Genomic DNA, 23,800 nt, shown 5'->3' on the forward strand with positions numbered 1-23,800 from the left:
AGGCCCCGTCCGCCCTTTCCCGTCCGGCACCACCTGCCCGACGGGAAAGGGCGGACTCGCCCCATGGGCGGACACGAGGCATCCGCGTCCCGCACGGTCCCAGGGCCCGGCGTGTCCGTTCGCCGCGCCACGTCGACGGGAGACCGCGGGCCCATCGGGGAACCCGGGCCCGGCCGATCTCCACGCCGTAGATTGGGCGCATGGCGGAGGGGACGCAGGGCGAGGCGAGAACACGGTTACCGGGGAAACGGAAGCGGGGGCGGCACGCCGCCGCGAAACCCGGCGCGGCAAAGGGCGGGCTGACGCGCTCGTCGGTGCTGATGGCGGCGGGGACGGTGGTGTCACGGGCGACGGGCCTGCTGAGAACAGTCCTACAGGCCGGAGCACTCGGGACGGGACTGCTGGCCACGACGTACAACCAGGCCAACGTGGTGCCGGCGAGCCTGTACTTCCTGCTCATCGGCGGCGCGCTGAACTCCGTACTGGTACCGCAGTTGGTGAGGGCCAGAATGGAGCAGCCCGATGGCGGACGTGCCTTCGAGCAGCGCCTGGTCACCCTCACGATGTCCGTGCTGGGAGTCGGCACGCTGCTGGCCGTCCGGGCGGCACCGCAGATCATCAGCCTCTATCAGAGCGACTCACCCGCCAACCACGAAGCGTTCCGGCTGACGGTGGTCTTCGCGCGGTTCCTGCTCCCGCAGATCTTCTTCTACGGACTGTTCAGCATCCTGGGCCAAGTGCTCAACGCCCGGAACCGGTTCGGCGCGATGATGTGGACCCCCGTCCTCAACAACGTCGTCCTGATCTCCATGTTCGGCGTATACCTCGGCATGATGACCGTTCCGGACTCGGTCCAGGACGTCACGCGGACCCAGGTCACGCTGCTCGGCGCCGGCACCACACTCGCCCTGGCGGTCCAGGCCCTTGCCCTGATCCCCTTCGCCAGGGCGGCCGGCTTCCGTTTCCGCCCACGCTTCGACTGGCGCGGCACAGGCCTGGGCAAGAGTGTCAGCGCGGCCCGCTGGACCCTGCTGTTCGTCCTGACCAACCTCGTGGCCGGCACGGTGGTGACGCGCTACGCCTCCGCCGCGGACACGGCATTGCCCCATGGCGGCGTGGGCTTCTCCGCCTATACCTACGCGCAGACCATCTGGTCGCTGCCGCAGTCGGTCATCACCGTCTCGCTGGTCACCGCCCTGCTGCCGCGGATGAGCCGGGCCGTCGCCGAACACCGCCTGGACGACATGCGCGGCGACCTCTCCCGGGCCCTGCGGATCAGCGGCGTCGTCATCGTTCCCGCCGCCTTCTTCTTCGTCGCCCTCGGCCCGCAGACGGCGCAGGTGATCTTCGCCCACGGAGCAGCCGATCCGGCGTCCATCGTGCCGCTGGGACAGATGCTCCAGGCCTTCGGACTCGGCCTGATCCCCTTCTCGGCGCAGTACATGCTGCTGCGCGGCTTCTACGCCTTCGAGGACACCCGAACCCCGTTCTGGACGGCCGTGTGGATCAGCACGGCAGACATCGCCCTGGCCACCGCCTGCCATCTGCTGATGCCCCCGCGATGGGCCGTCACCGGCCTGGCCGGCGCCTACGCCGCCTCGTACGCCATCGGCCTGCTCATCACCGCGCTGCTGCTGCGACGACGCCTCGAAGGCCGGCTGGACGGCAAAAGGCTGTGCCGCACCTACGGCAGGCTGACGGGCGCTGCCCTCGCGGCAGGAGCGCTGGGCTGGGTCGTGGCGCGCTCGTCCTCCGCCACCGTCACGTCGGCCACCTGGTCGCCCGTCCTGGGCCTCGCCGCAGGAGGCCTCACGATGCTCGTGGCGTTCGTGCTGCTCGCACGATTTCTGAAGGTCAGCGAGGTGCGGAGCCTGCCGGGGCTGGGGTGAACGCCCGGTCCCGACCGCGTCGCAGCGGCCGGTCACCGGCGGCCGCGACCGGGCGCGAGCGGACCTCTGACCTTGGCGGCGGTCTTGGGCGACGGCGCGAGGTCGCGACGGAGGCTCTCCGGCTTCCCGCACCTCGCCCGCCGGGACGCCGCCGACGACCCCTTTGCCTCTGAGGCAAGTAATTTGCCCGAGAGGCAAGATTGCGGCTCAATGGAGTGCATGAGCCCCATCGAGCCGGGGGCGGCCGGTACGCCGCCCGAGCCCGGGACAGCCGACGCCCTGCCCGTCGTCGCGCCGCAGTTGCGTGAACTGCGCCGGCGCGCCGCACTGACCCTGGAGGCCGCGGCCCACGCCGCGGGGCTCTCGGCCGCCCACCTCTCCCGGCTGGAGACGGGGCAGCGCCAGCCCTCGCTGCCGATGCTGCTCGCCCTCGCCCGCATCTACGGTACGACGGTCTCGGAGCTGCTGGGCGAAAGGGTCGCCGAACGTGACGCCATCGTCCGGGCCGCCGACATGGAGCCGACCGCGGCGGGCGGCTGGACCTACTGGCAGGCCGGTTCCCCGGGCCGCGGGATGCAGGCGCTGCGGGTGCACGTCCCCTACGGCTCCCAGGGCGACATCGTGCGCGTCCATCCCGGCGAGGAGTGGCTCCACGTCCTCCAGGGGCGGCTGCGGCTGCGCCTCGGGGACACCACGCAGGTGCTCGCGCCCGGGGACAGCGCGCACTTCGACTCGCTGACCCCGCACCGCATTGCCGCCGCCGATCAGGCGGGGGCCGATCTCCTCTTCGTACACACCCTGTTGCAGAGCCCCGCCGCCGCGCTGTGCCTCGGCCCGGCGGCGGCGCACCCGACCCTGGGAGAGATGTCATGACCGAACCCACGGAACCCACGGAACCCGGCCCCCGGCGGTCCATGGAGGACAAGTTCCCCCGTGCGCTGTGGGTACGGCTGATCATCTACGTCGCCGTCGGCCACCTCTTCGCGGCCTTCATCTACCTGCTGTTCACGCTGGGAGCGCAGAACCAGTAGACCGGGGGCCGGCGGACACCCGTACAGCCGAACAGCCGTACAGCCCGTGGACGTCAGTCGAGGAGCCGGTCGCGCAGCCGGTCGCGCAGGTCGGGAGTGAGACGCAGGGCCTGCTCCAGGTAGGTGTCGACGCCGCCCCAGGTCTCCTCGATCGTCTCGAAGGCCGCCGTCAGATACTCGGCCCGCGCGTCGAACAGCGGGCTGAGCAGCTCCATGACCTCGGGGGAGCGGGCCGTGTCCGAGGTGCCGTTGCGGTGCACCTTGTAGCGACGGTGCCGCGCGTTCGACTCCAGGTAGTCGGCGACGATGGCCTCGCGCTCGACGCCCACGGCGAGCAGCGTCACGGCTATGGACAGGCCCGCGCGGTCCTTGCCCGCCGCGCAGTGCATCAGCGCGGGCACGCTGTCCTCGGCCAGGGCGTGCAGCACCTGGGAGTGCTCGGCCGTCCGCTCGGTGATGATCGTGCGGTACGAACCGATCATCCGGTCCGCCGCCCGGCCGTCTCCGAGGTGGGCACGGAGCTGGTCGAGCTCGCCGTCGCGGACCATCTTCCAGAACTCGCTGCCGTCGGCCGGGTCCGTCAGCGGAAGGTTCACGTTCCGTACACCGGGCAGCTCGACGTCCGGCCCCTCCAGCTTCTGGTCCGAGGCATTGCGGAAGTCGAAGATCGTGTGCAGGCCCAGGGAGGAGAGGAACACGGCGTCCTCCGCTGTGGCGTGCGCGAGGTGACCACTGCGGAACAGCCGCCCGGTCCGCACCCGTCGGCCGTCCACGGTGGGCAGGCCGCCCACGTCTCGGAAGTTGCGCACTCCGGCCAGCTCGGGCTCGGTCGACGGGACCTGCTGCGTCACGGGGGCTCCTCCCATAGGGCCGTCGGCACAGCTCGTCGTTGCTCGCCGACGGGAATCGCCTCTCGACGATACGACATGGGTTCCTCGGGCAATGAGTTGTCCACAGGCGCTGCCGAGCCGGGCGCACTCGGTCCGCACGGACGGGTGAAACAGGTGAAGTGCATCGGGATGCGGTGCTGTTGCACCACGGACCGCACACGGGACCGCGTGGGGATCTCGCTGCCGTGTTCATCCGACTTCGTCCCATATCGGTGCTTTGTGCCAGTTGTCACTTTAGGCATAACTGGCCCGGGAATATGGCTACATGGGATGACGTGCGTGAGCAGCGTCATATGCGTGACGATGCGTGGCGGCGCTCCTTCCTCCATGTGCCCGCACCGCCGCGCGGATTGCCGGGTCGGAGAGATCGCCGTGCACGGAGGGTGACGGGCAATTCGGGCATCGATCATGAAATGGGTGCGCGCGGGGATCGCGGACAGTTGTCGACGCGCTCTTCTCTCGCCTACGTTCGCCCTCAATCCGGACGGACGCCCAATCCTGCCGCCGCCCGGAATCCGCACTCACCCGAACGCGGCAGGAGCGGGGGATCCACAGGTACAGCGCCTGTTCCGGTCTCCGGAACGGCTAGGGGTACAGCCGCGCTGCCGCGCGGCCGGACATCTCCAGTCCGCACCCGACAGCTCACCTCGCAGGCGCCGGAGAGGAAATGCGCCATGCCCGCGAAGGGTAAGCACCGTCGCCCCAAATTCCTGCGTCTGCCCCGCGCGATCGCCGTGGCCGGCACCGGTGGTGCCGCGCTCGCACTGCCGCTGATGGGGGCCGTCTGCGCCCATGCCGCGGCCCCGGCGGCCGCGGTCCCGTCCGCCGTGCAGAGGATCACGACGGTTTCCACACCTGCCGGGACCGCCGCGGCGAAGACCTATGTCGTGAAGGCCGGCGACACGCTGGCGAAGATCGCCGACCGGCAGCACGTCAGCGGCGGCTGGAAGAAGCTCTACGCCGACAACCGCGCGGTCGTCGGCGCCGATCCGACGGTGATCCGCCCCGGTCTGAAGCTCACGATCGAGGGGCAGGGCGCCACGCAGCCGTCCGCGTCCACCGCCACCCGGACCGCCGCGGCCAAGACCACCGCGGCCAAAGCCACCCCGGCCGTCGACGCGGGCTACACCCTGCCGGTCCAGGGGGCCATCATCGGCACCGGCTACAAGGTGCCCGGCAGCATGTGGTCCAGCGGCTACCACACCGGTGTGGACTTCGTGGTCCCGACCGGCACCACGGTCAGGTCCGTCGCCGCGGGCACCGTCGTCTCGGCCGGCTGGGGCGGCGCGTACGGCAACCAGGTCGTCATCCAGCACGCAGACGGCCGGTACTCGCAGTACGCCCACATGTCCGCGCTCACCGTCGCGGCGGGGCAGACCGTGACCGAGGGTCAGCAGGTCGGCGTCTCCGGCGCGACCGGCAACGTCACCGGTCCGCACCTGCACTTCGAGATCCGCACGACGCCGGACTACGGCTCGGACCTGGACCCGGTCGCGTACCTGCGCTCGCACGGGGTCGTCGTCGGCTGACGCTCCCACACGTCCAGCGGGCCGGACCCCACTATCCCGGGGTCCGGCCCGCGGTGTCCCGCCGGTGCGGGTGGGCGTCGCTTCCGGATCACGTACTTCAGGCGTGGAGGCTGTTCAACCACGCCTGAAAGAGCCCTATTCCGGATTTCACCGGTCTTTATGAGTGGCTTATCTCACCACCCGTCAACCCATTCCTACGGTCGCGTAGCTCACATCCCAAGGTGAATCATGGCTCGCTGTGGCAGACGATTCGAAGAGTGACAACAGAGCAGTGATCGGGTCGTACGTGGCGGTGGGGGACAGCTTCACCGAAGGCGTCGGCGACCCCGGCCCCGAAGGAGCCTTTGTCGGTTGGGCGGACCGTTTCGCGGTACTGCTCGCGGACCGGCAGCCGGAAGGCGACTTCACCTACAACAACCTCGCCGTCCGCGGGAAGCTGCTCGACCAGGTCATCGACGACCAGCTCCGCCGGGCCAAGGAACTCGCCCCGGACCTGGTCTCCTTCTGTGCGGGCGGCAACGACATCATCCGGCCCGGCACCGACCCCGACGAGGTCGCGGAGCGCTTCGAGCGCGCGGTCGCCGACCTCACCTCCGCCGTCGGCACCGTCATGGTGACGACCGGCTTCGACACCCGTGGCGTTCCGGTGCTGAAGCACCTGCGCGGCAAGATCGCCACCTACAACGGACATGTGCGGGCCATCGCGGACCGGTACGGCTGTCCGGTCCTCGACCTGTGGTCCCTGAAGACGATCCAGGACCGGCGCGCCTGGGACGGCGACCGACTGCACCTGTCGCCGGAGGGTCACACCCGCGTCGCGCTGCGGGCCGGCCAGGTCCTCGGTCTCGACGTGCCCGCCGACCCGGACCAGCCCTGGCCGCCTCTGCCGCCCCGCGGCACGCTGGAGGTACGGCGCGACGACATCCACTGGGCACGCGAGTACCTCGTGCCGTGGATCGGACGGAGGCTGCGCGGGGAGTCCTCGGGTGACCACGTCGCGGCCAAGGGCAGCCTGTCGCCGAACGACATCAGGATGCGGATCGGGACCGTCGCCTGAGCCGCGTGACATCGAGGGACGGCCGACGGGCGGGACCGCTGGGGCGCCGGCTCTGACGGCGGGGGCTGTGCCGGGGCAGGCGCCTCAGCGCACCGCCGCGGTCAGGGCCGCCCGCTCGATTCCCAACTCCCGCGCGAGCGCGTCGTCCACCCACTCCTGAGCCCGCGCCCGCGACACCGCGCCCGTGTAGGCGGTCATCTGCACCGCCAGCCCGTCGAGCAGCGCCGTCAGCCGCAACGCGGCTCCCGCGGGATCCGGGCACCGGAACTCGCCGCCGGCCACTCCCTCCGCGATCACCTCGGTGATCGCGGCCTTCCACTGCCTGTCGAGGTCACGCGTGACCTCCCGCAGCGCGGGCTCGCGCAGCGCCGCGCCCCAGCCCTCGATCCACAGTCGCCAGCCCTTGGCCTGGCCGGTCGGCGCGTACCAGCGGACGGCCGCGCGCAGCCGTCGCAGCGAAGACGTACGGCGGCCGAGCAGCTTGCGCAGGTGGGCGAGGTCGTCCTCGGCGGCATGGGTGAACGCGGCCGCGACCAGCTTCTCCTTGGTGGAGAAGTGGTACAGCACCAACGCGTTGCTCACCCCGAGCGACGAGGCGACGTCGGCGATCCGTACCGCCGCCACACCCCGCGCCTCGATCTGTCCGATGGCAGCCCGCAGCAATTCCTGACGCCGCTCCGCCACGCTCAACCGCACCCTTGCCACGCGGTAACCCTAGTGCCTCGCCCGGGTCGGACGACGAACCGATGGCCGATCCGGACACGTCCTGTCTCTCCGGACACCGGGAACTCCGGTCCCGCGTAGGTGGATCGGACGCGAGCACGACGGGATTCGGCGGAAGCGCGGCGCCGGGGTTCAGCCCGGAAGTCCGGCGCGGGAGCCGGGCCCGGAAGCCCCGTTCCGGGTCAGCGGTACCACCCGAACCGTTCCGCGATCACCGGCAGCCGGTCGGCGACGATGGCGTGCGCGGCGGCCCGCGGCGTCGTCCCGTCGGCCTCCGTGCGGGCCAGCATCCGGTCGATCAGGCCGCGCATGGAGCGCCGGGTGTACGCGAACGCCTCGTCGGCGTCCGCGCCGATGTCGCCGAAGAGCGTCCACCACCACCAGGCGTTCGTACCGGAGTTGACGACGACGTCCGGAAGCACGAGGACGCCGCGCGCGGCGAGCAGTTCCTCCGCCTCGGGCAGGACGGGCATGTTGGCCGCCTCCACGATCCAACGGGCGGTGATCCGGGCCTGGTTCGTGGTGTCGATCGCGTACGAGACCGCGGCGGGCACCAGGATGTCCGCGTCGGCCGACAGCCAGGCGTCGGCCGGGAGTTCACGGTCGGCCGGGCGCAGCGCCGCGCGGTCCACCGTCCCGTAGGCGTCCCTCGCCGCGAGCAGCGCGTCGACGTCGAGACCGTCCGGATTCCCGATCGTGCCCTTGATGTCGGCGACGGCCACGACGGTGAGACCGGCGCGCGCCAGGAAGCGCGCCGTGGCTCCGCCCATGGTGCCCAGGCCCTGTACGGCGACGCGCGTTCCCGGGTACGCGACTCCGGCGCGGTCCAGGGCCGCGAGCACCGACTCGGCGACACCGCAGCCGCCCACCAGTTCGTCGAGCCCGATCCCGTCCACCTCGACCGCGAAGGCGTCCGCGAGACGGCTCCGCGCGCTCTTCTCGTCGTCGAGCAGCGGGTACACGGCCTGGATGGACGAGACGAGCCCCGCCTCCGTGGCGGCCCGGTCGACCAGGTCCTGGGAGAGCCCGAGATCCTCGCCCGTGGTCCAGAAGTTCTCGATGTACGGGCGCATGGCACGCAGATAGCGCACCAGGAGGCCGTACGACGCCGGGTCCTGGGGGTCGCAGTCGATGCCGCCCTTGGCGCCGCCCAGCGGGATGTAGCGGCCCTCGGGGTTGTAGTGCAGGGCCTCCTTCATCGTCATGCCCCGGGCCAGCCCGGCGACCTCGTCCAGGGTGCAGCCTTCGCGCATCCGCAGCCCGCCGCTGGAGACACCCCGGACCAGACGGTCGACCACGAGGAAGCCCGGGCGGCCGGTGACGTGGTCGGTCCAGGTGAGTGTGATCAGGGGCGCGGTCGGGGACGCGGTCGAAGGCGCGATCATGGGTACTCCTCGGGGACGGCGATCAGGGTGGGGCCGGGGGGCGCGGGGCATCTCGGCGAGGGCGCGGGGCGGTGGGTCGACGGGCGCGCCGTCCGCGGGCGGTCCGGAGTTCGCCCGGCCCGGAGTCCGTCCGGTGTCCGGGTCGTGACCGGCCCGGACGAGCGGGCCGCCGAGGGCGGTCGGCGGCGACCGGAGATCACTCCCGGCCGGCTCGGTACCCACGGCGACGATCACGTCGCGACCCGCCAGCCACTTCTGCACCGACTCAGTGTGCAGGGAGTCCCCTGGGCGGGAGGTGACGGCGCTCGGGAACGGTCGCCTCTGGTGGGTACGTCGGCATCCATCGTTCCTCCCGGCGCGGACGGATCGGCGCGAACGCCTCCACCGGAACCTTTACTGAATCTTCAGTCAGTATCGGAACGCTGCCCGCGCTGTGTCAATTCACTGGACGGACCGACGGTGGGGGGTGAGCGGGGTGGGGGAGCGAGGGGGTGGCGCCGGCGGCTCCACGGTGGTGGCCCCAGGTGCTCGCGCGGCCGGCGGCCCGGTTCGTCGACCGGTTCGCCCGCGGTGACGGGCCGGGCGTCGGGCGCGCCTCGGCCGGGCGTCGGGCCGGACGGGTCCGCGCGTCCCGAAATCCCGTTCCCCGGTGCGGAAGAAGAGAGGGCGCCGCGGGGTTGCGAGATACGGGCCGTGGGCCCCTCCGGCGCGTTCGCCCGGCAGTGCGGGCGCCGGGACCCCGGCCTCGCGGTGCGCGTGCCGGGGAGACAGCACGCCGTGACCCCGCGAGGACGGAGTCCCGGCGCTGTCACAGGGGCCGACCATAATGGGAGGCCTGACCGACTCCATTGGAGGTACCGTGACCGGTTTCCGTACGTTGAGCTCCGGGCTCCGCGCGCTGCAGCCCGCCGCCTTCGGCGCGGACCCGGGCGGTGAGCGCCTGGAGCGCATCCGCAGATCGCCGAATTTCGCGGACGGGGTCTTCCAGAACCCGGTGAGCGCCCGGACCCGCCCCGACGGCTCCATGATCGAGTTCGCGAAGGTCTTCTTCCGCAAGGAGGAGCGCGTCCGCCGCGCCCCCGCGGGCACGGTGCCGGTGCACGCCACGACGCTCGCCGACCTCGCCAGGCCCGCGACGAGCGGGCTGCGGATCACCTGGATGGGGCACTCCAGCGTGCTGGCGGAGCTCGACGGGCACCGCGTGCTGTTCGACCCGGTCTGGGGCGAGCGCTGTTCACCCTTCAACTTCGTCGGACCCAAGCGGCTGCACCCGGTGCCGCTGCCGCTGGCCGCGCTGGGCCCGGTCGACGTCGTCGTGATCTCGCACGACCACTACGACCACCTGGACCTGCCCACCATCAAGGCCCTCGCCGACACGGACACGGTGTTCGCGGTGCCGCTCGGCGTCGGCGCCCACCTGGAGCACTGGGGCGTCTCCCCGGACCGCCTGCGTGAGCTGGACTGGAACGAGACAACGAAGGTCGGCGGCATCTCCCTCACCGCCACGCCCGCCCGGCACTTCTGCGGCCGGGGTCTGCGCAACACCCAGCACACGCTGTGGGCCTCCTGGGCGGTGGCGGGCGACGAGCACCGGATCTACCACAGCGGTGACACCGGCTACTTCGAGGGCTTCAAGGACATCGGCGCCGAGCACGGCCCGTTCGACGCCACGATGATCCAGATCGGCGCGTACAGCGAGTTCTGGCCCGAGATCCACATGACGCCCGAGGAGGGCATGCGCGCACACCTGGACCTTCAGGGCGGCCGGCCCGGCGGTGTGATGATGCCGATCCACTGGGCCACGTTCAACCTGGCGACGCACCCGTGGGTGGAGCCCGGCGAGGGGACCATAGCGGCCGCGCACGCGGTCGGCGCGCGCATCGCGCTGCCGCACCCCGGTGAGCCCTTCGAGCCCACCTCCGAGACCGTACCGTCCGAGCCCTGGTGGCGCGGGGTGGCCGTGCCGCCCGAGGGCGGCTGGCCCGCGGTCGAGAGGACCGGCGCCACCGCCGCGGCCGCCGATGTGTCCGCTTCCGGGACGTCCGCGTCCGGCGGGGCGGGCTCCGACACGCCGGGTGACACCGGCGGCGGTGCCGCGGAGGACACCGGAGAGCCGGAGACGGTGCCCGCAGGCTGAATCTCCAGAAAGTCCGATCTACGGCAAGGGTCGGGGCGCGTCGCGCTCCCCGGCCCTTGCCGTCTTTTCATGACCACTTCTGACCAGCACTGATCGGAACAGCGCCTCCAGGGAACACGTGTCCGACGGTGATTTCGGTCTGCCGTGCGAGGCCTCATACCAGAGCGGGACGCTCCCCGGGGGACTTTGTCAACTGCCCACCGCACCTGTCCCGTTGCCGACTACTGTCAGTTGCCGTCGGGCGACGCAGGGCCGTTTTTTTCGGCTCTCTCGACCGGCACCGCGATGGCGCACGCCCGAGTCGCGCAGACCCGCGGGAGCCCGAGTGCCCCCGACGCCCAGTACGAGGACGCAGATGTCTCACCTTCGCGCACCGGCCGCCCGCGCAGACCGCCGTGAGGGCGGGCGGCACGGACGGCCGGTGGCCCATGCCGCCCCCTCGCCGCCCGAGACCCCCCTCCGGCCCCAACTGCTGCGGATGGCGGTCCTGCCGCCCACCGCGGTGGCCCTCAGCGCGTGTGCGGCCGTCCTGTTCACCGTGCGCTCCACCGGCGCCCGCCCGGGCGCGGTTCTCTGGGCGGTCCTCGCCGGCGCCCTCGGGGTCGCCCTCGCGGGCATCCTGATCGCCGCCGTGGCCGCCGACCGGGCCGCCCGGTCCGTCCGGGACCGCCTCGGCGCGATACGCCGCACCAGCGCGCGTACGGAGGCGGACCTGCGCGCCGTCGTCGAGGGCCTGCGCCGCGGCGAGACCCCGTCCCCGCGCGCACCGAACCGCCGGCCCCTCCCGGACGCCGACGACTTCGAGCTGCTCGCCGCCGACCTCTCCCGGGCGCACGACGGCGCCGTCACCGCCGTCGTACAGGCCGCGCAGCTCTCCAGCCGGGCCGGCAGCGAACAGAAGGTCGAGGTCTTCGTCAACCTGGCGCGACGGCTTCAGTCCCTCGTGCACCGCGAGATCTCGATCCTCGACGAGCTGGAGAACGAGATCGAGGACCCGGACCTGCTCAAGGGCCTCTTCCACGTCGATCACCTCGCCACCCGTATCCGGCGGCACGCCGAGAACCTCGCCGTCCTCGGCGGCGCCGTCTCCCGACGCCAGTGGAGCAACCCCGTCTCCATGACCGAGGTGCTGCGGTCGGCGATCGCCGAGGTCGAGCAGTACTCGCGGGTCAAACTGGTGCCGCCGATCGACGGCACCCTGCGTGGGCACGCCGTCGCCGACGTCATCCACCTGCTGGCCGAACTCGTCGAGAACGCCACGGTGTTCTCCGCCCCCCACACCCAGGTGCTGCTGCGCGTCAACCTCGTCACCTCAGGGCTCGCGGTCGAGGTCGAGGACCGGGGCCTGGGCATGCCACCGGGCGAGCAGGACAAGATGAACGCGCTGCTCACCGACCCCGATCAGGTGAACGTCGCGAGCCTTCTCCAGGACGGCCGCATCGGCCTCTTCGTGGTGTCCCAGCTCGCCCGGCGACACGGCATCCACGTCCGGCTCCAGAGCAACATCTACGGCGGTGTCCAGGCCGTACTCGTGGTTCCGCAGGAGCTGTTGGGCACGGAGCCGGGCGCCCCGGGGCACCTCGCCCAAGGGCGGCCGCGCGAGACCGCGGGCGGCGCGCTCCCGCCCGCGGGACCACCGGCCGGGCAGGCCGTGCCGCTCCCTTCCGCGGGTGGGGCGGGGTCCCCCGTGCCGCGGCAGTCGCGCCGGGAACAGGCGGAGCCCGCCGCGCCGCGGCGCGACGGTACGGACGACGGCGGGCCGGCGCCGCTCCCGGTGCGCGGCGCCCGCACGGAGCGGCCCAATCCGGCGGAGGCCGTGCCCGGCATCCGCCCCGACGACCGGCACATCCTCGCGGAGAACGCGGAGATGCCGCCCACCCCGCGCAACGGCGCGGTCCGGGGCACCATGGCGAGACCCCAACTGCCGCGCCGGCGCGCCCAGGAGCACATCGCGCCCCAACTGCGCGACGGGCCCCTGCCCCGCCCGGACTCGGAGCACGTCGCCGGTCACGACCCCGGGCTGATGGCGGCGTTCCAGCGCGGGATCGGACTGGCGGAGGCCCGGCAGACGGAGGTCCCCACCGACCGGCCGCACCCGGACCCCGGGCACCCGGACCCCGCGCGCCTGGACGCGCTGCCACCCCTGCGAGTGATCCGCGTCGACCAGCCGTCCCCACGCTCGCCCCACCTGGACGTACCGCCCCTGAGCGCCGTCCGAACGGCCGACGATCCCTCGGGCGCGGCGCACATGGCCGACCCGCACACCGCGCATGCGCCCGCCCCGCCCGACGCGCCGGGGACGCGTGACACCGCCCCCACGCCCGGACACGACCTCACGGCCCGGCACGACGGGAGCGCACCGGCCGGATGACCAGTCTCCTGAGCACGCCCACCCCCACCTGCGCTCCCGCAGACCTTCGTACCCCAAGGAGTCGATCCACCATGGCGAGCGACGTGCCGACCGGCCATGCATCCGATCTCGACTGGCTGATGAGCGGCCTCGTGCAGCGCGTGCCGCACACCACCAGCGCGGTACTCCTCTCCTGCGACGGCCTCGTGAAGTCCGTCCACGGCCTCGACCCGGACAGCGCCGACCACATGGCGGCCCTGGCCTCCGGCCTGTACTCGCTCGGCCGCAGCGCGGGTGCCCGCTTCGGGGACGGCGGCGACGTGCGCCAGGTCGTCGTCGAACTCGACTCGACCCTGCTGTTCGTCTCCACCGCGGGCTCCGGCACCTGTCTCGCGGTGCTCGCCGGACGCGAGGCCGACGCGGCGGTCCTCGGCTACGAGATGGCGATGCTCGTCAAGAGCGTCCGCCCGTACCTGATGACCGCGCCCCGGCAGGCCGCCGTCGGCCCCACGGCGATGAGGCCTTGAGGGTGGCCGCGGCCGGCGACGGGCCCTGGCTCGACGACGCGGCCGGGCGGCTGGTGCGTCCCTACACGGTCAGCAACGGCCGGACCCGTCCGACCACCGCGCTCGACCTGTTGTCGCAGGTCATGGTCACCGGAGCCACGCCCCTCGGCTACCTCGGCCCCGAGCACACCCAGGCGCTCGAACTGTGCCGGGCGCCCGTCTCGGTCGCGGAGATCGCCGCCCAGCTCAAGCTGCCGGCGGTGGTCACCAAGGTGCTGCTGTCCGACCTCGTCGACTGCGGGGCGCTGACCACCAAACCCCCCGAGTTCCACCACAACCCCACTGACCGGTCTCTTCTGGAGGCAGTGCTCGATGGACTACGACGACAGCTCTGATCCCTTCCCCACCGCGCTGAAGATCCTGGTGGCGGGAGGGTTCGGAGTCGGCAAGACGACCTTCGTGGGCGCGGTGAGCGAGATCGCGCCGCTCAGCACGGAGGAGCTGCTCACCACGGTCAGTGCCGCGACCGACAGTCTCGACGGCGTCGAGAACAAGGTCGAGACCACGGTGGCGATGGACTTCGGCCGCATCACCCTCGACCCGGAACATGTGCTGTACCTCTTCGGCACACCCGGGCAGGAGCGGTTCTGGTTCATGTGGGACGAACTGTCCGAGGGCGCGCTCGGTGCGGTGATCCTCGCCGACACCCGCCGCCTCGAGGACTGCTTCGCGGCCGTCGACTTCTTCGAGCAGCGCGGTCTCGGCTTCATCGTCGCCGTCAACGAGTTCGACGGTGCCTTCCGCTACGACCCCGCCGAGGTACGGGCGGCCATCGACCTCGACCCCGGGATCCCCATCGTGCGCTGCGACGCCCGGATCTCCAGTTCGGGCGTGCAGACCCTGCTCACGCTGGTACGCCACCTCCTCGCCCACGCACCGGCGCACGCCCCCACCCATGGAGCCCGCAGGTGACGTACTGACCTGCGCCGCCGGCGAAGGAGCCCGCACGTGACCCACGTCCCCGACCATGGAGCCCGCATATGACACCCGGCCCCCACCAGGGAGTCCGTCCATGAGCTACGACCCACCGCGCCCGGCCGGCCGGCTGCTGCTGACCCCGGAGGACAAGGACGCCCCCGCCCGGGTCCGGCGGCTGCGCCGACTAGGCCTGGGGGAGCACGCCGAGCCCGCCTTCGACGCCTTCGCGGACCGGCTCGCCGACGTCGCCGCGGTGCCGTACTCGATGGTCAACTTCATCGACGAGAACCGGCAGTTCTTCGCGGGCCTGCACACCCCGGACGGCAACGTCTCGACCACCCGGCCGGTCCCGGTCCCCGCGGACGGCACCCACCACGGCGTCGGCCGCTATATGACCCGCGACTACGGGTTCTGCCCCCATGTCGTGGTCCGCCGCAGGGCGTTGGTGCTTGAGGACGTCTGCGACTACCCGCGCTTCGCGGGCAACCCGGTCGTCGACGAGATCGGGGTCCGCTCCTACCTCGGCGCCCCGCTCATCGACCGCACGGGCATCGCCCTCGGCACCGTCTGCGTCGTCGACCTCGAGCCGCGCCCGTGGGGCAGAGCGGGCCTGGAGACCATCAAGACGATGGCGGCGGAACTGGTCGAGCAACTCGGACAGCGCGAGAGTGGCGTGGGAGGCGTGGGGTTCTGAGGCCACGCGGCGCGGACGGCGCGTGCGCGCCCCGCGGATGACGTGCCCCCGGGAGCCGTGCCTGTCGTAGCCGCTGTAGCCGCCGTATCCGCTGGGGTCGCCGGGGGTTGACCCCGTCGCCGCGGAGGAACGCTGTGCCCGAGCCATCCCGACACGGCCCGGAAGGCACCCCATGACCGATCTGCGTCTCGGCGTTCTCGGCTTCGGCCTGCGCGGTCCCCTCGCGCTCACCGCCCACCGCCCCGGCCGGGGCTCACGCGTGACCGTCCTCGCCGAACACGACCCGCTGCTGCGGGGGGCCGCCGCGGCCCGCATCCCCGGCGTCCGGACCGTCGACGACCACCGCGAGGTCGTCCACGCCCCCGACGTCGACGCGGTACTCGTCCTCACCCCCGACCACACCCACGCCGACCTCGCCCGCGAGGCACTGCGCGCGGGCAGGCCCGTCTTCGTCGAGAAGCCCCTGGACATCACCATCGAGCGCTGCGACGCCGTCCTGCGCACCGCCTTCGAGACGGGCACCCGCCTCTACGTCGGCCACAACATGCGCCACATGCCGGTGATCCGCCTGATGCGTGACCTCGTCCGGGGCGGCGCCGTGGGCACCGTCAAGACCGTGTGGGTACGGCACTTCGTCGGCTTCGGAGGGGACTGGTACTTCAAGGACTGGCACGCCGAACGCCGTTTCACCACCGGGCTGTTGCTACAGAAGGGCGCCCACGACCTCGACGTGCTGCACTGGTTGGCCGGCGGCTACACACGACAGGTGCAGGCGCTCGGCGACCTCATGGTGTACGGGGACAACCGGCACCGGCGAGCGCCCGGAGAGCCCAAGACGGAGGACTGGTACACCGACAGCGGCCACTGGCCCCCGCACGCCCAGCGGGCCCTCAATCCGGTCATCGACGTCGAGGACGTCTCGCTGGTCAACCTGCGCCTGGACAACGGAGTGCTGGCGGCCTACCAGCAGTGCCACTTCACCCCCGACTACTGGCGCAACTACACCGTGATAGGCGACGCGGGCCGGCTGGAGAACTTCGGGGACGGGCCCGGCGCCGTGGTGAAGGTCTGGAACAGCCGCCGCTCGGGGCACCGGGACCGGGCCGACGCCGAGTACTCCGTGCCGGAGCCCCCCGAGGGCGCCGGACACGGCGGCGCCGACCCGCTGCTGATCGACGAGTTCCTCCGGTTCGTGCGGGAAGGAGGGCGCACCGACACCTCCCCGGTCGCCGCGCGCATGGCGGTGGCCGCCGGATTCCGGGCCACGGAGTCCCTGCGGGACGGCGGCACCGCGCGCGAGGTGCCCGCGCTCGACCCCGAGCTGCTCGCCTACTTCGAACGGGGGCAGGTGCCCGGGGAGGCGTAAGGGCTGCCCCGTGATCCCCGGCGGGCGCACGACGACAGCTGCGGCACCTCGCCGCGTTGTCGGATCGCCCGAATACGCCCAGTATGAGGACGACCCTCCGGCTTGCGATGCACCGCATCCGACGCCGCGCGCTGATCCACCGGGGATTACGGGACAGCCCTCAGGGGGCCGGGAATCCGACGTGTGAAGGAAAGCTGCGGCCGCGTTTAAGAAAACCTCGATGGACCAGGACTACGGTCGTACGGCAGATTCCTCAGGGAATACACCCCTCTCCCCGGTACGGGCCCCTTCGGCGTGCCCTGCCCCGGGGGCTCACCCACAGGAGCCGTTGCGTGAAGGCGCTGGTCAAGGAGAAGGCGGAGCCCGGGCTCTGGCTCGTGGACGTCCCGGAGCCGGAGATCGGCCCCGGCGACGTACTGATCAAGGTCCTCAGGACCGGGATCTGCGGAACCGACCTGCACATCCGCAACTGGGACGGCTGGGCGCAGCAGGCCATCACCACACCGCTCGTGCTCGGCCACGAGTTCGTCGGCGAGGTCGTCGCGACCGGCCGTGACGTCGCCGACATCAAGGCCGGCGACCGCGTCAGCGGCGAAGGCCACCTGGTGTGCGGCAAGTGCCGCAACTGCCTGGCCGGACGCCGCCACCTCTGCCGTGCCACGGTGGGCCTCGGCGTCGGCCGCGACGGCGCGTTCGCCGAGTACGTCGCCCTGCCCGCCACCAACGTGTGGGTGCACCGGGTCCCCGTCGACCTCGACGTCGCCGCGATCTTCGACCCGTTCGGCAACGCCGTGCACACGGCGCTCTCCTTCCCGCTGGTCGGCGAGGACGTCCTGATCACCGGTGCCGGACCGATCGGCCTGATGGCCGCCGCGGTGGCCCGGCACGCGGGCGCCCGCAACGTCGTCGTCACCGACGTCAGCGAGGAGCGCCTCGAACTCGCGCGCAAGATCGGCGTGAGCCTCGCCCTGAACGTCTCGTCCGCGACGATCGCCGACGGCCAGCGCGAGCTGGGGCTGCGCGAGGGCTTCGACATCGGCCTGGAGATGTCCGGCCGCCCCGAGGCGATGCGCGACATGATCGCCAACATGACACACGGCGGCCGGATCGCGATGCTGGGCCTGCCCGCCGAGGAGTTCCCGGTCGACTGGTCCCGGATCGTCACCTCCATGATCACGATCAAGGGCATCTACGGCCGGGAGATGTTCGAGACCTGGTACGCGATGTCGGTGCTCCTGGAAGGGGGCCTCGACCTCGCTCCCGTGATCACCGGCCGGTACGGCTTCCGCGACCACGAGGCCGCCTTCGCCGAAGCGGCCGGCGGCCGCGGCGGCAAGGTCATTCTGGACTGGACCCTCTAAGGAACTGATGATGTTCGATTCCGTACGCGACGATCTGCGCACCACCCTCGACGAGATCCGCGCCGCCGGGCTCCACAAGCCCGAGCGCGTCATCGGCACCCCGCAGTCCGCGACCGTGAGCGTCACCTCGGGCGGCCGCCCCGGCGAGGTCCTCAACTTCTGCGCGAACAACTACCTCGGCCTCGCCGACCACCCCGAGGTCGTCGCCGCCGCCCACGAGGCCCTCGACCGCTGGGGCTACGGCATGGCGTCCGTGCGCTTCATCTGCGGTACGCAGGAGGTGCACAAGGAGCTGGAGGCGCGGCTGTCCGCGTTCCTCGGCCAGGAGGACACGATCCTCTACTCCTCCTGCTTCGACGCCAACGGAGGCGTCTTCGAGACCCTGCTCGGCGCCGAGGACGCGGTGATCTCCGACGCCCTCAACCACGCCTCGATCATCGACGGCATCCGCCTCTCCAAGGCGCGCCGCTTCCGGTACGCCAACCGTGACATGGCCGACCTGGAGGCCCAGCTCAAGGAGGCGTCCGACGCCCGGCGCCGCCTGATCGTCACGGACGGCGTCTTCTCGATGGACGGCTATGTCGCTCCCCTCCAGGAGATCTGCGACCTCGCCGACCGCTACGACGCGATGGTCATGGTCGACGACTCGCACGCCGTCGGCTTCGTCGGCCCCGGCGGCCGGGGCACCCCCGAGCTGCACGGCGTCATGGACCGCGTCGACATCATCACCGGCACCCTCGGCAAGGCGCTCGGCGGCGCCTCCGGCGGCTACGTGGCGGCACGCGCCGAGATCGTCGCCCTGCTGCGCCAGCGCTCGCGTCCGTACCTCTTCTCCAACACGCTCGCCCCGGTGATCGCGGCGGCCTCCCTGAAGGTTCTCGACCTCCTGGAGTCGGCGGGCGACCTGCGCGAGAGGCTCGCGGCGAACACGGCGCTGTTCCGCTCCCGGATGACCGCCGAGGGCTTCGACATCCTCCCCGGCGACCATGCGATCGCCCCGGTCATGATCGGTGACGCGTCCGTCGCCGGGCGCATGGCGGAGCTGCTCCTGGAGCGCGGCGTGTACGTGATCGGCTTCTCGTACCCGGTCGTCCCGCAGGGCGCGGCCCGTATCCGGGTGCAGCTGTCCGCGGCGCACTCGACGGACGACGTGAACCGCGCGGTGGACGCGTTCGTGGCGGCGCGGGCGGAGCTCGACGGCTGAAAGACGCGTGTGACCTGAGAGAATCGGTCGCATGATCGAAGCGCGGCGGCTCCACATCCTTCGTGCGGTGGCCGACCACCGCACGGTGACGGCGGCTGCCGCCGCGCTCTATCTCACGCCTTCGGCGGTCTCCCAGCAGCTGACCGCCCTGGAGCAGGAGACCGGGCACCGACTCGTCGAGCGGAGCGCCAAGGGCGTGCGGCTGACTCCCGCCGGTGAGATCCTGCTCGGCCACACCCATGCGGTGCTCGCCCAGCTGGAGCGGGCCGAGGCCGAACTGGCCGCCTACAGCTCGGGTTCCGCGGGCACGGTCACGGTCGCCGCCTTCGCGACCGGCATCGGCCTCGTGGTGGCTCCCGCGCTCGCCCGCCTCGCCGTCACCGCACCCGGTATCCACGTCCGTGTGCAGGACGCCGAGGGCGACGCCAGCCTGCCGATGGTGCTCGACCGGCAGGTCGACATCGCGGTCGCCGTCGAGTACCGGGGAGCCCCGGCCGCGGACGACCCGCGGCTGACCCACGTACCCCTGTACGCCGAGCCGTTCGACGCGGTGGTCCCGGTCACCCACCGTCTGGCCGACGCCGACGAGGTGCCGCTCGCCGAGCTCGCCAAGGACCCCTGGATCGGCCAGTACCCCGGCAATCCCTGCCATGACGTGGTGGTCCTGGCCTGCGAGAACGCGGGATTCGAGCCGCGTCTCGAACACTCCTCGGACGACTTCCGCGCCGTCGTCGCCCTCGCCTCCGCCGACGCGGGCGTCGCGCTGGTGCCCCGCTCGGCCCTGATCGGCATGGATCTCACGGGCGTGGTCGTGCGCCCGGTCGACGGGGTCGCGCCCACCCGCCGGGTCTTCGCGGCCGTACGGCGTGGCGCGGAGGGGCATCCGCTGATCCGTCCGGTGCTGGACGCGTTGGCGCGGGCCGCGACCGTGGAGTGACGTCCCTGACCTCCGCGAGATCCCTGACCTCCGCGAGATCCATTGCCTCCGCGAGTTCCGCGAGCTCCGGTCGACCCCGCTTCCGACCCCGCGCTCCCGCTCCCGCACCTGATCCCGTTCCCGCTCTCCTTCTGTTTCGTATCTGGGATAAGCTCCCGAATATGGGAACCGATGTGCAAGATGCCGTCGACGTCCGTCTGGGGGCCCGGCTCGCCGAGTTGCGGGCCGAACGGGGCTGGTCGCTGGCGGAGTTGGCGGACCTCAGCGGGGTCAGCCGGTCCACGCTGTCCCGGGCCGAGCGCGCCGAGATCAGCCCCACGGCCTCGCTCCTGAACCGCCTGTGCGCCGTGTACGGGCGGACCATGTCACAGCTGCTCAGCGAGGTCGAGGCGGAACCCGTCGGGCTGGTGCGGGCGGCCGACCAGACGGTCTGGAGGGACGGCGCCTCCGGCTTCGTACGACGGTCGGTGTCCCCGCCGCACGCGGGGCTGCGCGGCGAACTCGTCGAGGGGCGGCTCGCGGCCGGCGCCGACATCGCGTACGACCGGCCTCCCGTGCCCGGTCTGGAGCAGCACATCTGGGTGCTCGACGGGTCGCTGGAGGTGACGGCGCGGGACGTCGAGCACCGCCTCGGCACCGGTGACTGCCTCCGGCTGCGGGTGTGGGGCCCGACCCGCTTTCGCTGCCCCGGTCCCCAGGACGTGCGGTACACGTTGGTGGTGGTGGCGCCGTGACCGCCGTCTCCCGGCTGAGCGCGGCCGAAGTCCTCGCCCAGGCCGAGGAGTTGGCCGGCCTCCTGACCCACACCGTGGACAGCGGGGCCTCGGTCGGCTTTCTCGCGCCGCTCGACCGCGCGTCGGCCGTGGCCTGGTGGGAGGGGCGCGCGGCCGCGGTGTCGGCCGGCCACCTCGCGGTGTGGGTGGCGCACGGCGCGGACCGGGTATTCGGTACGGTCGGCCTGGCCTTCCCCGACAAGCCCAACAGCCGCCACCGCGCCGAACTGGTGAAGCTGATGGTGCACCCGGACGGCCGGGGACGGGGACTCGGCCGCACGCTGCTGGCCACCGCCGAGCGGGCGGCCGCCGCGGCCGGGCTCACCCTCCTGCACCTGGACACGGAGACCGGCAGCCCGGCCGAGACCCTCTACCTGTCCGCGGGCTGGACCCGTCTCGGGGCGATACCCGACTACGCGACGACTCCTTCGGGCGAGCTCCGCCCGACGACGGTCTTCTACAAGCGGGTGGGAGCCGCCGCCGCTGCGGCGACGTGAGGCGCTTCGCCGGCGACGACTCGTCCGGCCGGCCCCTCCCGGCCGTCCCGCTGATCGCGCAGGTCGGCGGCGGTGTGTCGGTGCCATTGGCTACCGTGCGTGCCATGTCGCCGAACGCCGAAGACGTACGCCGGATCGCCCTGTCCCTGCCGGACACGACGGAGAAGACCGCCTGGAGCATGCCCACCTTCCGGGTCGCGGGGAGGATGTTCGCCACCCTGCCCGAGGAGGAGACCTCCATCGCCGTGCGCTGCCCCAAGGAGGAGCGCGACGAACTCGTCCTGGCGGAGCCCCGGAAGTTCTGGATCGCCGGCCACGAGGCGGGCTTCGCCTGGGTCCGGGTCCGGCTCGCCGCCCTGGAGGACGACGAGGAACTCCGTGACATCCTCGCCGACTCCTGGCGACAGGCCGCCCCGCCCCGACTGCTCGACTCCCACCCGGCGTTGGGGCTCCCCGCGGAGGGGTGAAAATCCCTCCGTCACCGGGTGTGCCGCGTGACATGATCCGGGTGCCGGAGCGGAGGCAGGGACGCCCGGTTCGCGGGGGGAACCGCGGGGCGACTGCAGGCGAGGGGCACGGGCGGGATGCACGGGACGTCACCGAGCGGTGAGCCGACGCGGTCCGGACCGCCGGCCGACGAGGACACGGGGGATCAGACGCGGGGCGGCGGTCGGGGGACGCGCCAAAGACCCGCCGGCGCGGGTCCACGGCCCGGGCCGACGACGGGCGACGGAACACCGACGGGCGACGGGGTACCGCCGGGCCATGGGATACCGCCAGGCCATGGGACACCGCCGGGCCATGGGATCGCGACGGGCCGCGAGACATTGACGGGCCGCGAGGTACCGACGGGCCGCGAGGTGCCAGCGGGCCACGAGACACCGTTGAGCCATGAGGTCCCGCGCCGCGAGAACGCCGTGACCGGCCTCGCGCCGGTCTGGTCGCGGGACTTCGCGCTGTTCTTCGTCGCACGGGCCCTCGCCCGGCTCGGCGACACGATGCTCCCGGTGGCCCTCGCCGCCGGACTGCTCCAGCACGGCTACGGCGCGGGAGCGATCGGCCTCGCGATGGCCGCGTCCGCCGCCCCGTTCGCGGGGCTGGTGGTCTTCGGCGGGGTCATCGCCGACCGGTTCAGCACACGCAAGCTGATGATCGGGGCCGACCTCGTTCGACTGGTCACCCAGGCCCTCGCCGCGGGGTTCTTCTTCGCCGGCCATGTGGTCCTCTGGCAGATCTGCGCGATCGGCGCGGTCAACGGCGCGGCCGGAGCCGTCTTCCAGCCGGGCGTCGCCAGTACGGTGCCGCGCCTGGCGGCCGACGTCCAGGGGGCGAACGGCGCGATCCGGATCGCCGAGTCCGCCGCGCAGCTCGCGGGCCCCGCCCTCGCGGGGCTGCTGGTCGCGTTCTCCTCGGCGGGCGGCGTCTTCGCGGCGCACGCGGCGACGTACGCGCTGAGCGCCCTGTGCCTGCTCCTGCTCCGCCTCCCGCCGGCCGCGCCCGGGAGCCGGCCGCACGGCGGCAGCTTCCGGGGCGATCTCGTCGTGGGCTGGCGGGAGTTCAGGGCGAGGACCTGGCTGTGGGGGGTCATCGTCATCTGGTGCGTGTACATGCTCTTCATCTCGGGTCCCACCGTCCCCCTGGTGGCCACGGAAGTGGTCCGGCAGCACGGCGCGAGCGCCTACGGTCTGGTCAACTCCGCGCTCGGTGCCGGCACCGTGGTCGGTGGCCTGCTGGCCCTGCGGCTGCGCCCCCGACACATGCTGCGGGCCGGCTCGATCGCCCTGTTCGCCTTCGCCTGCTTCCCCGCCTCCGTCGGTGCGGGCCTCGGAGTCCCGGCCATGTCGGCCGGAGCGGCGGTCGCGGGCGCCGGCATGTCGTTCTGGGGCGTGATGTGGGCGACCAGTGTGCAGACCCAGGTCGCCCCCGACGTCCTCAACCGCATCCACGCCTACGACGTCGCGGGTTCCCTGGCGATGATGCCCTTCGGCCAGGCGCTGGCGGGGCCGGCCGCGACAGTCCTCGGCGCCGACACCGTCCTCCTCGTGGCCGGCGCGATGACGTTGGCCGTCTGCACGTCCCTGCTCCTGGTGCCCGCCATCCGGAACCTGCTGCGCGTCGACCCGTCCGTGTCCCTGCCGCGTACGGCCCCCGCCATGCGTCGACCGGCGCGACGCGCCGACCGCTGAGCCGGCCGAAGCGAAGCCCCGCGGCCCGGCCCCGGTCGCCCGGGGCGCCGTTGTCACCTGCCCAGGTCACCCGAGCCGCCGGTCACACGAACCCGAGGCGTCCAGGGCCCCGGTCGCGCACAGCCCGAGGCGTCCAGCCCGCCGGTGCCGTATGACAGGGGATCAACCGGGCCACCGGAGACCCCTGACCCCTGACCCGGAGGCGCCCGACGGCGCCCGAGCCGCCGGTCACACTCGACTCGCGCCCCCGGGCCGCCGGTGACCCGTGACCCGGAGGCGCCCGGCGTGCTGGTCACGCACTACCGGG

The 23,800-nt window shown here is 72.4% G+C and carries 22 protein-coding genes and 1 riboswitch; of the genes, 19 read left to right on the plus strand and 3 right to left on the minus strand.

Annotated features, from left to right (window positions below; translation table 11 throughout):
- Window positions 1-200: 200 nt before the first annotated feature.
- The 3 genes from murJ (at window position 201) to OHB41_RS39520 (ending at window position 2,920) form a co-directional block, all read left to right on the plus strand.
- The gene (gene murJ / locus OHB41_RS39510) at window positions 201-1,889 is read left to right on the plus strand and encodes a murein biosynthesis integral membrane protein MurJ (protein ID WP_266704340.1); all 1,689 of its coding nucleotides are present in this window, start codon (window positions 201-203) and stop codon (window positions 1,887-1,889) included.
- A 219-nt stretch (window positions 1,890-2,108) separates the two neighbouring features.
- Window positions 2,109-2,762: a helix-turn-helix domain-containing protein gene (locus OHB41_RS39515; RefSeq protein ID WP_266704342.1), complete on the plus strand. Its 654-nt coding sequence runs from the start codon at window positions 2,109-2,111 to the stop codon at window positions 2,760-2,762.
- A 41-nt stretch (window positions 2,763-2,803) separates the two neighbouring features.
- On the plus strand, window positions 2,804-2,920 hold the full coding sequence (locus tag OHB41_RS39520; protein WP_148012225.1) for a DUF6126 family protein: 117 nt from the start codon (window positions 2,804-2,806) through the stop codon (window positions 2,918-2,920).
- A gap of 53 nt (window positions 2,921-2,973) precedes the next feature.
- On the opposite strand, the gene OHB41_RS39525 is transcribed toward OHB41_RS39520, so the two are convergent.
- A complete protein-coding gene (locus OHB41_RS39525; protein ID WP_266704344.1) occupies window positions 2,974-3,771 on the minus strand; it encodes a tyrosine-protein phosphatase in 798 nt (265 codons plus the stop codon).
- A 551-nt stretch (window positions 3,772-4,322) separates the two neighbouring features.
- Window positions 4,323-4,481, plus strand: a riboswitch (cyclic di-AMP (ydaO/yuaA leader).
- A gap of 3 nt (window positions 4,482-4,484) precedes the next feature.
- On the opposite strand from OHB41_RS39525, the gene OHB41_RS39530 reads away from it, so the two are divergent.
- Together OHB41_RS39530 and OHB41_RS39535 are read left to right on the plus strand one after the other, a co-directional pair.
- Window positions 4,485-5,339 (plus strand): LysM peptidoglycan-binding domain-containing M23 family metallopeptidase, encoded by an 855-nt coding sequence (locus tag OHB41_RS39530; protein WP_266704346.1) that lies wholly within the window; start codon window positions 4,485-4,487, stop codon window positions 5,337-5,339.
- 271 nt (window positions 5,340-5,610) lie between these two features.
- Entirely contained in the window at window positions 5,611-6,396 is a 786-nt protein-coding gene (locus OHB41_RS39535; protein ID WP_266706479.1) for an SGNH/GDSL hydrolase family protein, read from the plus strand.
- An 84-nt stretch (window positions 6,397-6,480) separates the two neighbouring features.
- On the opposite strand, the gene OHB41_RS39540 is transcribed toward OHB41_RS39535, so the two are convergent.
- Together OHB41_RS39540 and OHB41_RS39545 are read right to left on the minus strand one after the other, a co-directional pair.
- Window positions 6,481-7,101 (minus strand): TetR/AcrR family transcriptional regulator, encoded by a 621-nt coding sequence (locus tag OHB41_RS39540; protein ID WP_266704348.1) that lies wholly within the window; start codon window positions 7,099-7,101, stop codon window positions 6,481-6,483.
- Between the two features lie 200 nt (window positions 7,102-7,301).
- A complete protein-coding gene (locus OHB41_RS39545) occupies window positions 7,302-8,504 on the minus strand; it encodes a glutamate dehydrogenase (protein ID WP_266704350.1) in 1,203 nt (400 codons plus the stop codon).
- Window positions 8,505-9,363: 859 nt separating this feature from the next.
- Here OHB41_RS39545 and OHB41_RS39550 point away from each other — a divergent pair.
- The 14 genes from OHB41_RS39550 (at window position 9,364) to OHB41_RS39615 (ending at window position 23,493) form a co-directional block, all read left to right on the plus strand.
- The gene (locus tag OHB41_RS39550; RefSeq protein WP_266704352.1) at window positions 9,364-10,641 is read left to right on the plus strand and encodes an MBL fold metallo-hydrolase; all 1,278 of its coding nucleotides are present in this window, start codon (window positions 9,364-9,366) and stop codon (window positions 10,639-10,641) included.
- A gap of 355 nt (window positions 10,642-10,996) precedes the next feature.
- Complete coding sequence (locus OHB41_RS39555) at window positions 10,997-13,012, plus strand: sensor histidine kinase (RefSeq protein ID WP_266704354.1); 2,016 nt, start codon at window positions 10,997-10,999, stop codon at window positions 13,010-13,012.
- Between the two features lie 71 nt (window positions 13,013-13,083).
- Window positions 13,084-13,518 (plus strand): roadblock/LC7 domain-containing protein, encoded by a 435-nt coding sequence (locus tag OHB41_RS39560; RefSeq protein WP_266704356.1) that lies wholly within the window; start codon window positions 13,084-13,086, stop codon window positions 13,516-13,518.
- Between the two features lie 2 nt (window positions 13,519-13,520).
- Window positions 13,521-13,892 (plus strand): DUF742 domain-containing protein, encoded by a 372-nt coding sequence (locus OHB41_RS39565; protein ID WP_266704358.1) that lies wholly within the window; start codon window positions 13,521-13,523, stop codon window positions 13,890-13,892.
- On the plus strand, window positions 13,870-14,469 hold the full coding sequence (locus tag OHB41_RS39570) for a GTP-binding protein (protein ID WP_266704360.1): 600 nt from the start codon (window positions 13,870-13,872) through the stop codon (window positions 14,467-14,469). Before OHB41_RS39565 ends, OHB41_RS39570 begins: the two co-directional genes overlap by 23 nt.
- Window positions 14,470-14,569: 100 nt before the next feature.
- Window positions 14,570-15,169, plus strand: coding sequence for a GAF domain-containing protein (locus OHB41_RS39575; RefSeq protein WP_266704362.1), 600 nt, complete (start codon window positions 14,570-14,572; stop codon window positions 15,167-15,169).
- 172 nt (window positions 15,170-15,341) lie between these two features.
- Window positions 15,342-16,535 (plus strand): Gfo/Idh/MocA family protein, encoded by a 1,194-nt coding sequence (locus OHB41_RS39580; RefSeq protein ID WP_266704364.1) that lies wholly within the window; start codon window positions 15,342-15,344, stop codon window positions 16,533-16,535.
- A gap of 332 nt (window positions 16,536-16,867) precedes the next feature.
- Window positions 16,868-17,896 (plus strand): L-threonine 3-dehydrogenase, zinc-binding type, encoded by a 1,029-nt coding sequence (gene tdh / locus OHB41_RS39585; RefSeq protein WP_266704366.1) that lies wholly within the window; start codon window positions 16,868-16,870, stop codon window positions 17,894-17,896.
- A gap of 10 nt (window positions 17,897-17,906) precedes the next feature.
- The gene (gene kbl / locus OHB41_RS39590; RefSeq protein ID WP_266706481.1) at window positions 17,907-19,100 is read left to right on the plus strand and encodes a glycine C-acetyltransferase; all 1,194 of its coding nucleotides are present in this window, start codon (window positions 17,907-17,909) and stop codon (window positions 19,098-19,100) included.
- 31 nt (window positions 19,101-19,131) lie between these two features.
- A complete protein-coding gene (locus tag OHB41_RS39595) occupies window positions 19,132-20,037 on the plus strand; it encodes a LysR family transcriptional regulator (RefSeq protein WP_266704368.1) in 906 nt (301 codons plus the stop codon).
- Window positions 20,038-20,198: 161 nt separating this feature from the next.
- The gene (locus OHB41_RS39600) at window positions 20,199-20,771 is read left to right on the plus strand and encodes a helix-turn-helix domain-containing protein (RefSeq protein ID WP_266704387.1); all 573 of its coding nucleotides are present in this window, start codon (window positions 20,199-20,201) and stop codon (window positions 20,769-20,771) included.
- The gene (locus OHB41_RS39605; RefSeq protein WP_266704389.1) at window positions 20,768-21,307 is read left to right on the plus strand and encodes a GNAT family N-acetyltransferase; all 540 of its coding nucleotides are present in this window, start codon (window positions 20,768-20,770) and stop codon (window positions 21,305-21,307) included. The genes OHB41_RS39600 and OHB41_RS39605 overlap by 4 nt, the downstream gene beginning before the upstream one ends.
- Before the next feature lie 104 nt (window positions 21,308-21,411).
- Window positions 21,412-21,774, plus strand: a complete 363-nt coding sequence (locus OHB41_RS39610) for an MmcQ/YjbR family DNA-binding protein (protein WP_266704391.1) — start codon at window positions 21,412-21,414, stop codon at window positions 21,772-21,774.
- A gap of 417 nt (window positions 21,775-22,191) precedes the next feature.
- A complete protein-coding gene (locus tag OHB41_RS39615; protein WP_266704393.1) occupies window positions 22,192-23,493 on the plus strand; it encodes an MFS transporter in 1,302 nt (433 codons plus the stop codon).
- The last annotated feature ends 307 nt before the right edge of the window (window positions 23,494-23,800 follow it).

It is taken from the genome of Streptomyces sp. NBC_01571 (assembly GCF_026339875.1).
GTDB lineage: Bacteria > Actinomycetota > Actinomycetes > Streptomycetales > Streptomycetaceae > Streptomyces.

Coding starts and splice junctions, on each gene's coding strand:
- murJ (WP_266704340.1), top strand. CDS start 201: ATGGCGGAGGGGACGCAGGGCGAGGCGAGAACACGGTTACCGGGGAAA.
- OHB41_RS39515 (WP_266704342.1), top strand. CDS start 2,109: ATGAGCCCCATCGAGCCGGGGGCGGCCGGTACGCCGCCCGAGCCCGGG.
- OHB41_RS39520 (WP_148012225.1), top strand. CDS start 2,804: ATGGAGGACAAGTTCCCCCGTGCGCTGTGGGTACGGCTGATCATCTAC.
- OHB41_RS39530 (WP_266704346.1), top strand. CDS start 4,485: ATGCCCGCGAAGGGTAAGCACCGTCGCCCCAAATTCCTGCGTCTGCCC.
- OHB41_RS39545 (WP_266704350.1), bottom strand. CDS start 8,504: ATGATCGCGCCTTCGACCGCGTCCCCGACCGCGCCCCTGATCACACTC.
- OHB41_RS39555 (WP_266704354.1), top strand. CDS start 10,997: ATGTCTCACCTTCGCGCACCGGCCGCCCGCGCAGACCGCCGTGAGGGC.
- OHB41_RS39560 (WP_266704356.1), top strand. CDS start 13,084: ATGGCGAGCGACGTGCCGACCGGCCATGCATCCGATCTCGACTGGCTG.
- OHB41_RS39570 (WP_266704360.1), top strand. CDS start 13,870: ATGGACTACGACGACAGCTCTGATCCCTTCCCCACCGCGCTGAAGATC.
- OHB41_RS39575 (WP_266704362.1), top strand. CDS start 14,570: ATGAGCTACGACCCACCGCGCCCGGCCGGCCGGCTGCTGCTGACCCCG.
- OHB41_RS39580 (WP_266704364.1), top strand. CDS start 15,342: ATGACCGATCTGCGTCTCGGCGTTCTCGGCTTCGGCCTGCGCGGTCCC.
- kbl (WP_266706481.1), top strand. CDS start 17,907: ATGTTCGATTCCGTACGCGACGATCTGCGCACCACCCTCGACGAGATC.
- OHB41_RS39595 (WP_266704368.1), top strand. CDS start 19,132: ATGATCGAAGCGCGGCGGCTCCACATCCTTCGTGCGGTGGCCGACCAC.
- OHB41_RS39600 (WP_266704387.1), top strand. CDS start 20,199: ATGGGAACCGATGTGCAAGATGCCGTCGACGTCCGTCTGGGGGCCCGG.
- OHB41_RS39610 (WP_266704391.1), top strand. CDS start 21,412: ATGTCGCCGAACGCCGAAGACGTACGCCGGATCGCCCTGTCCCTGCCG.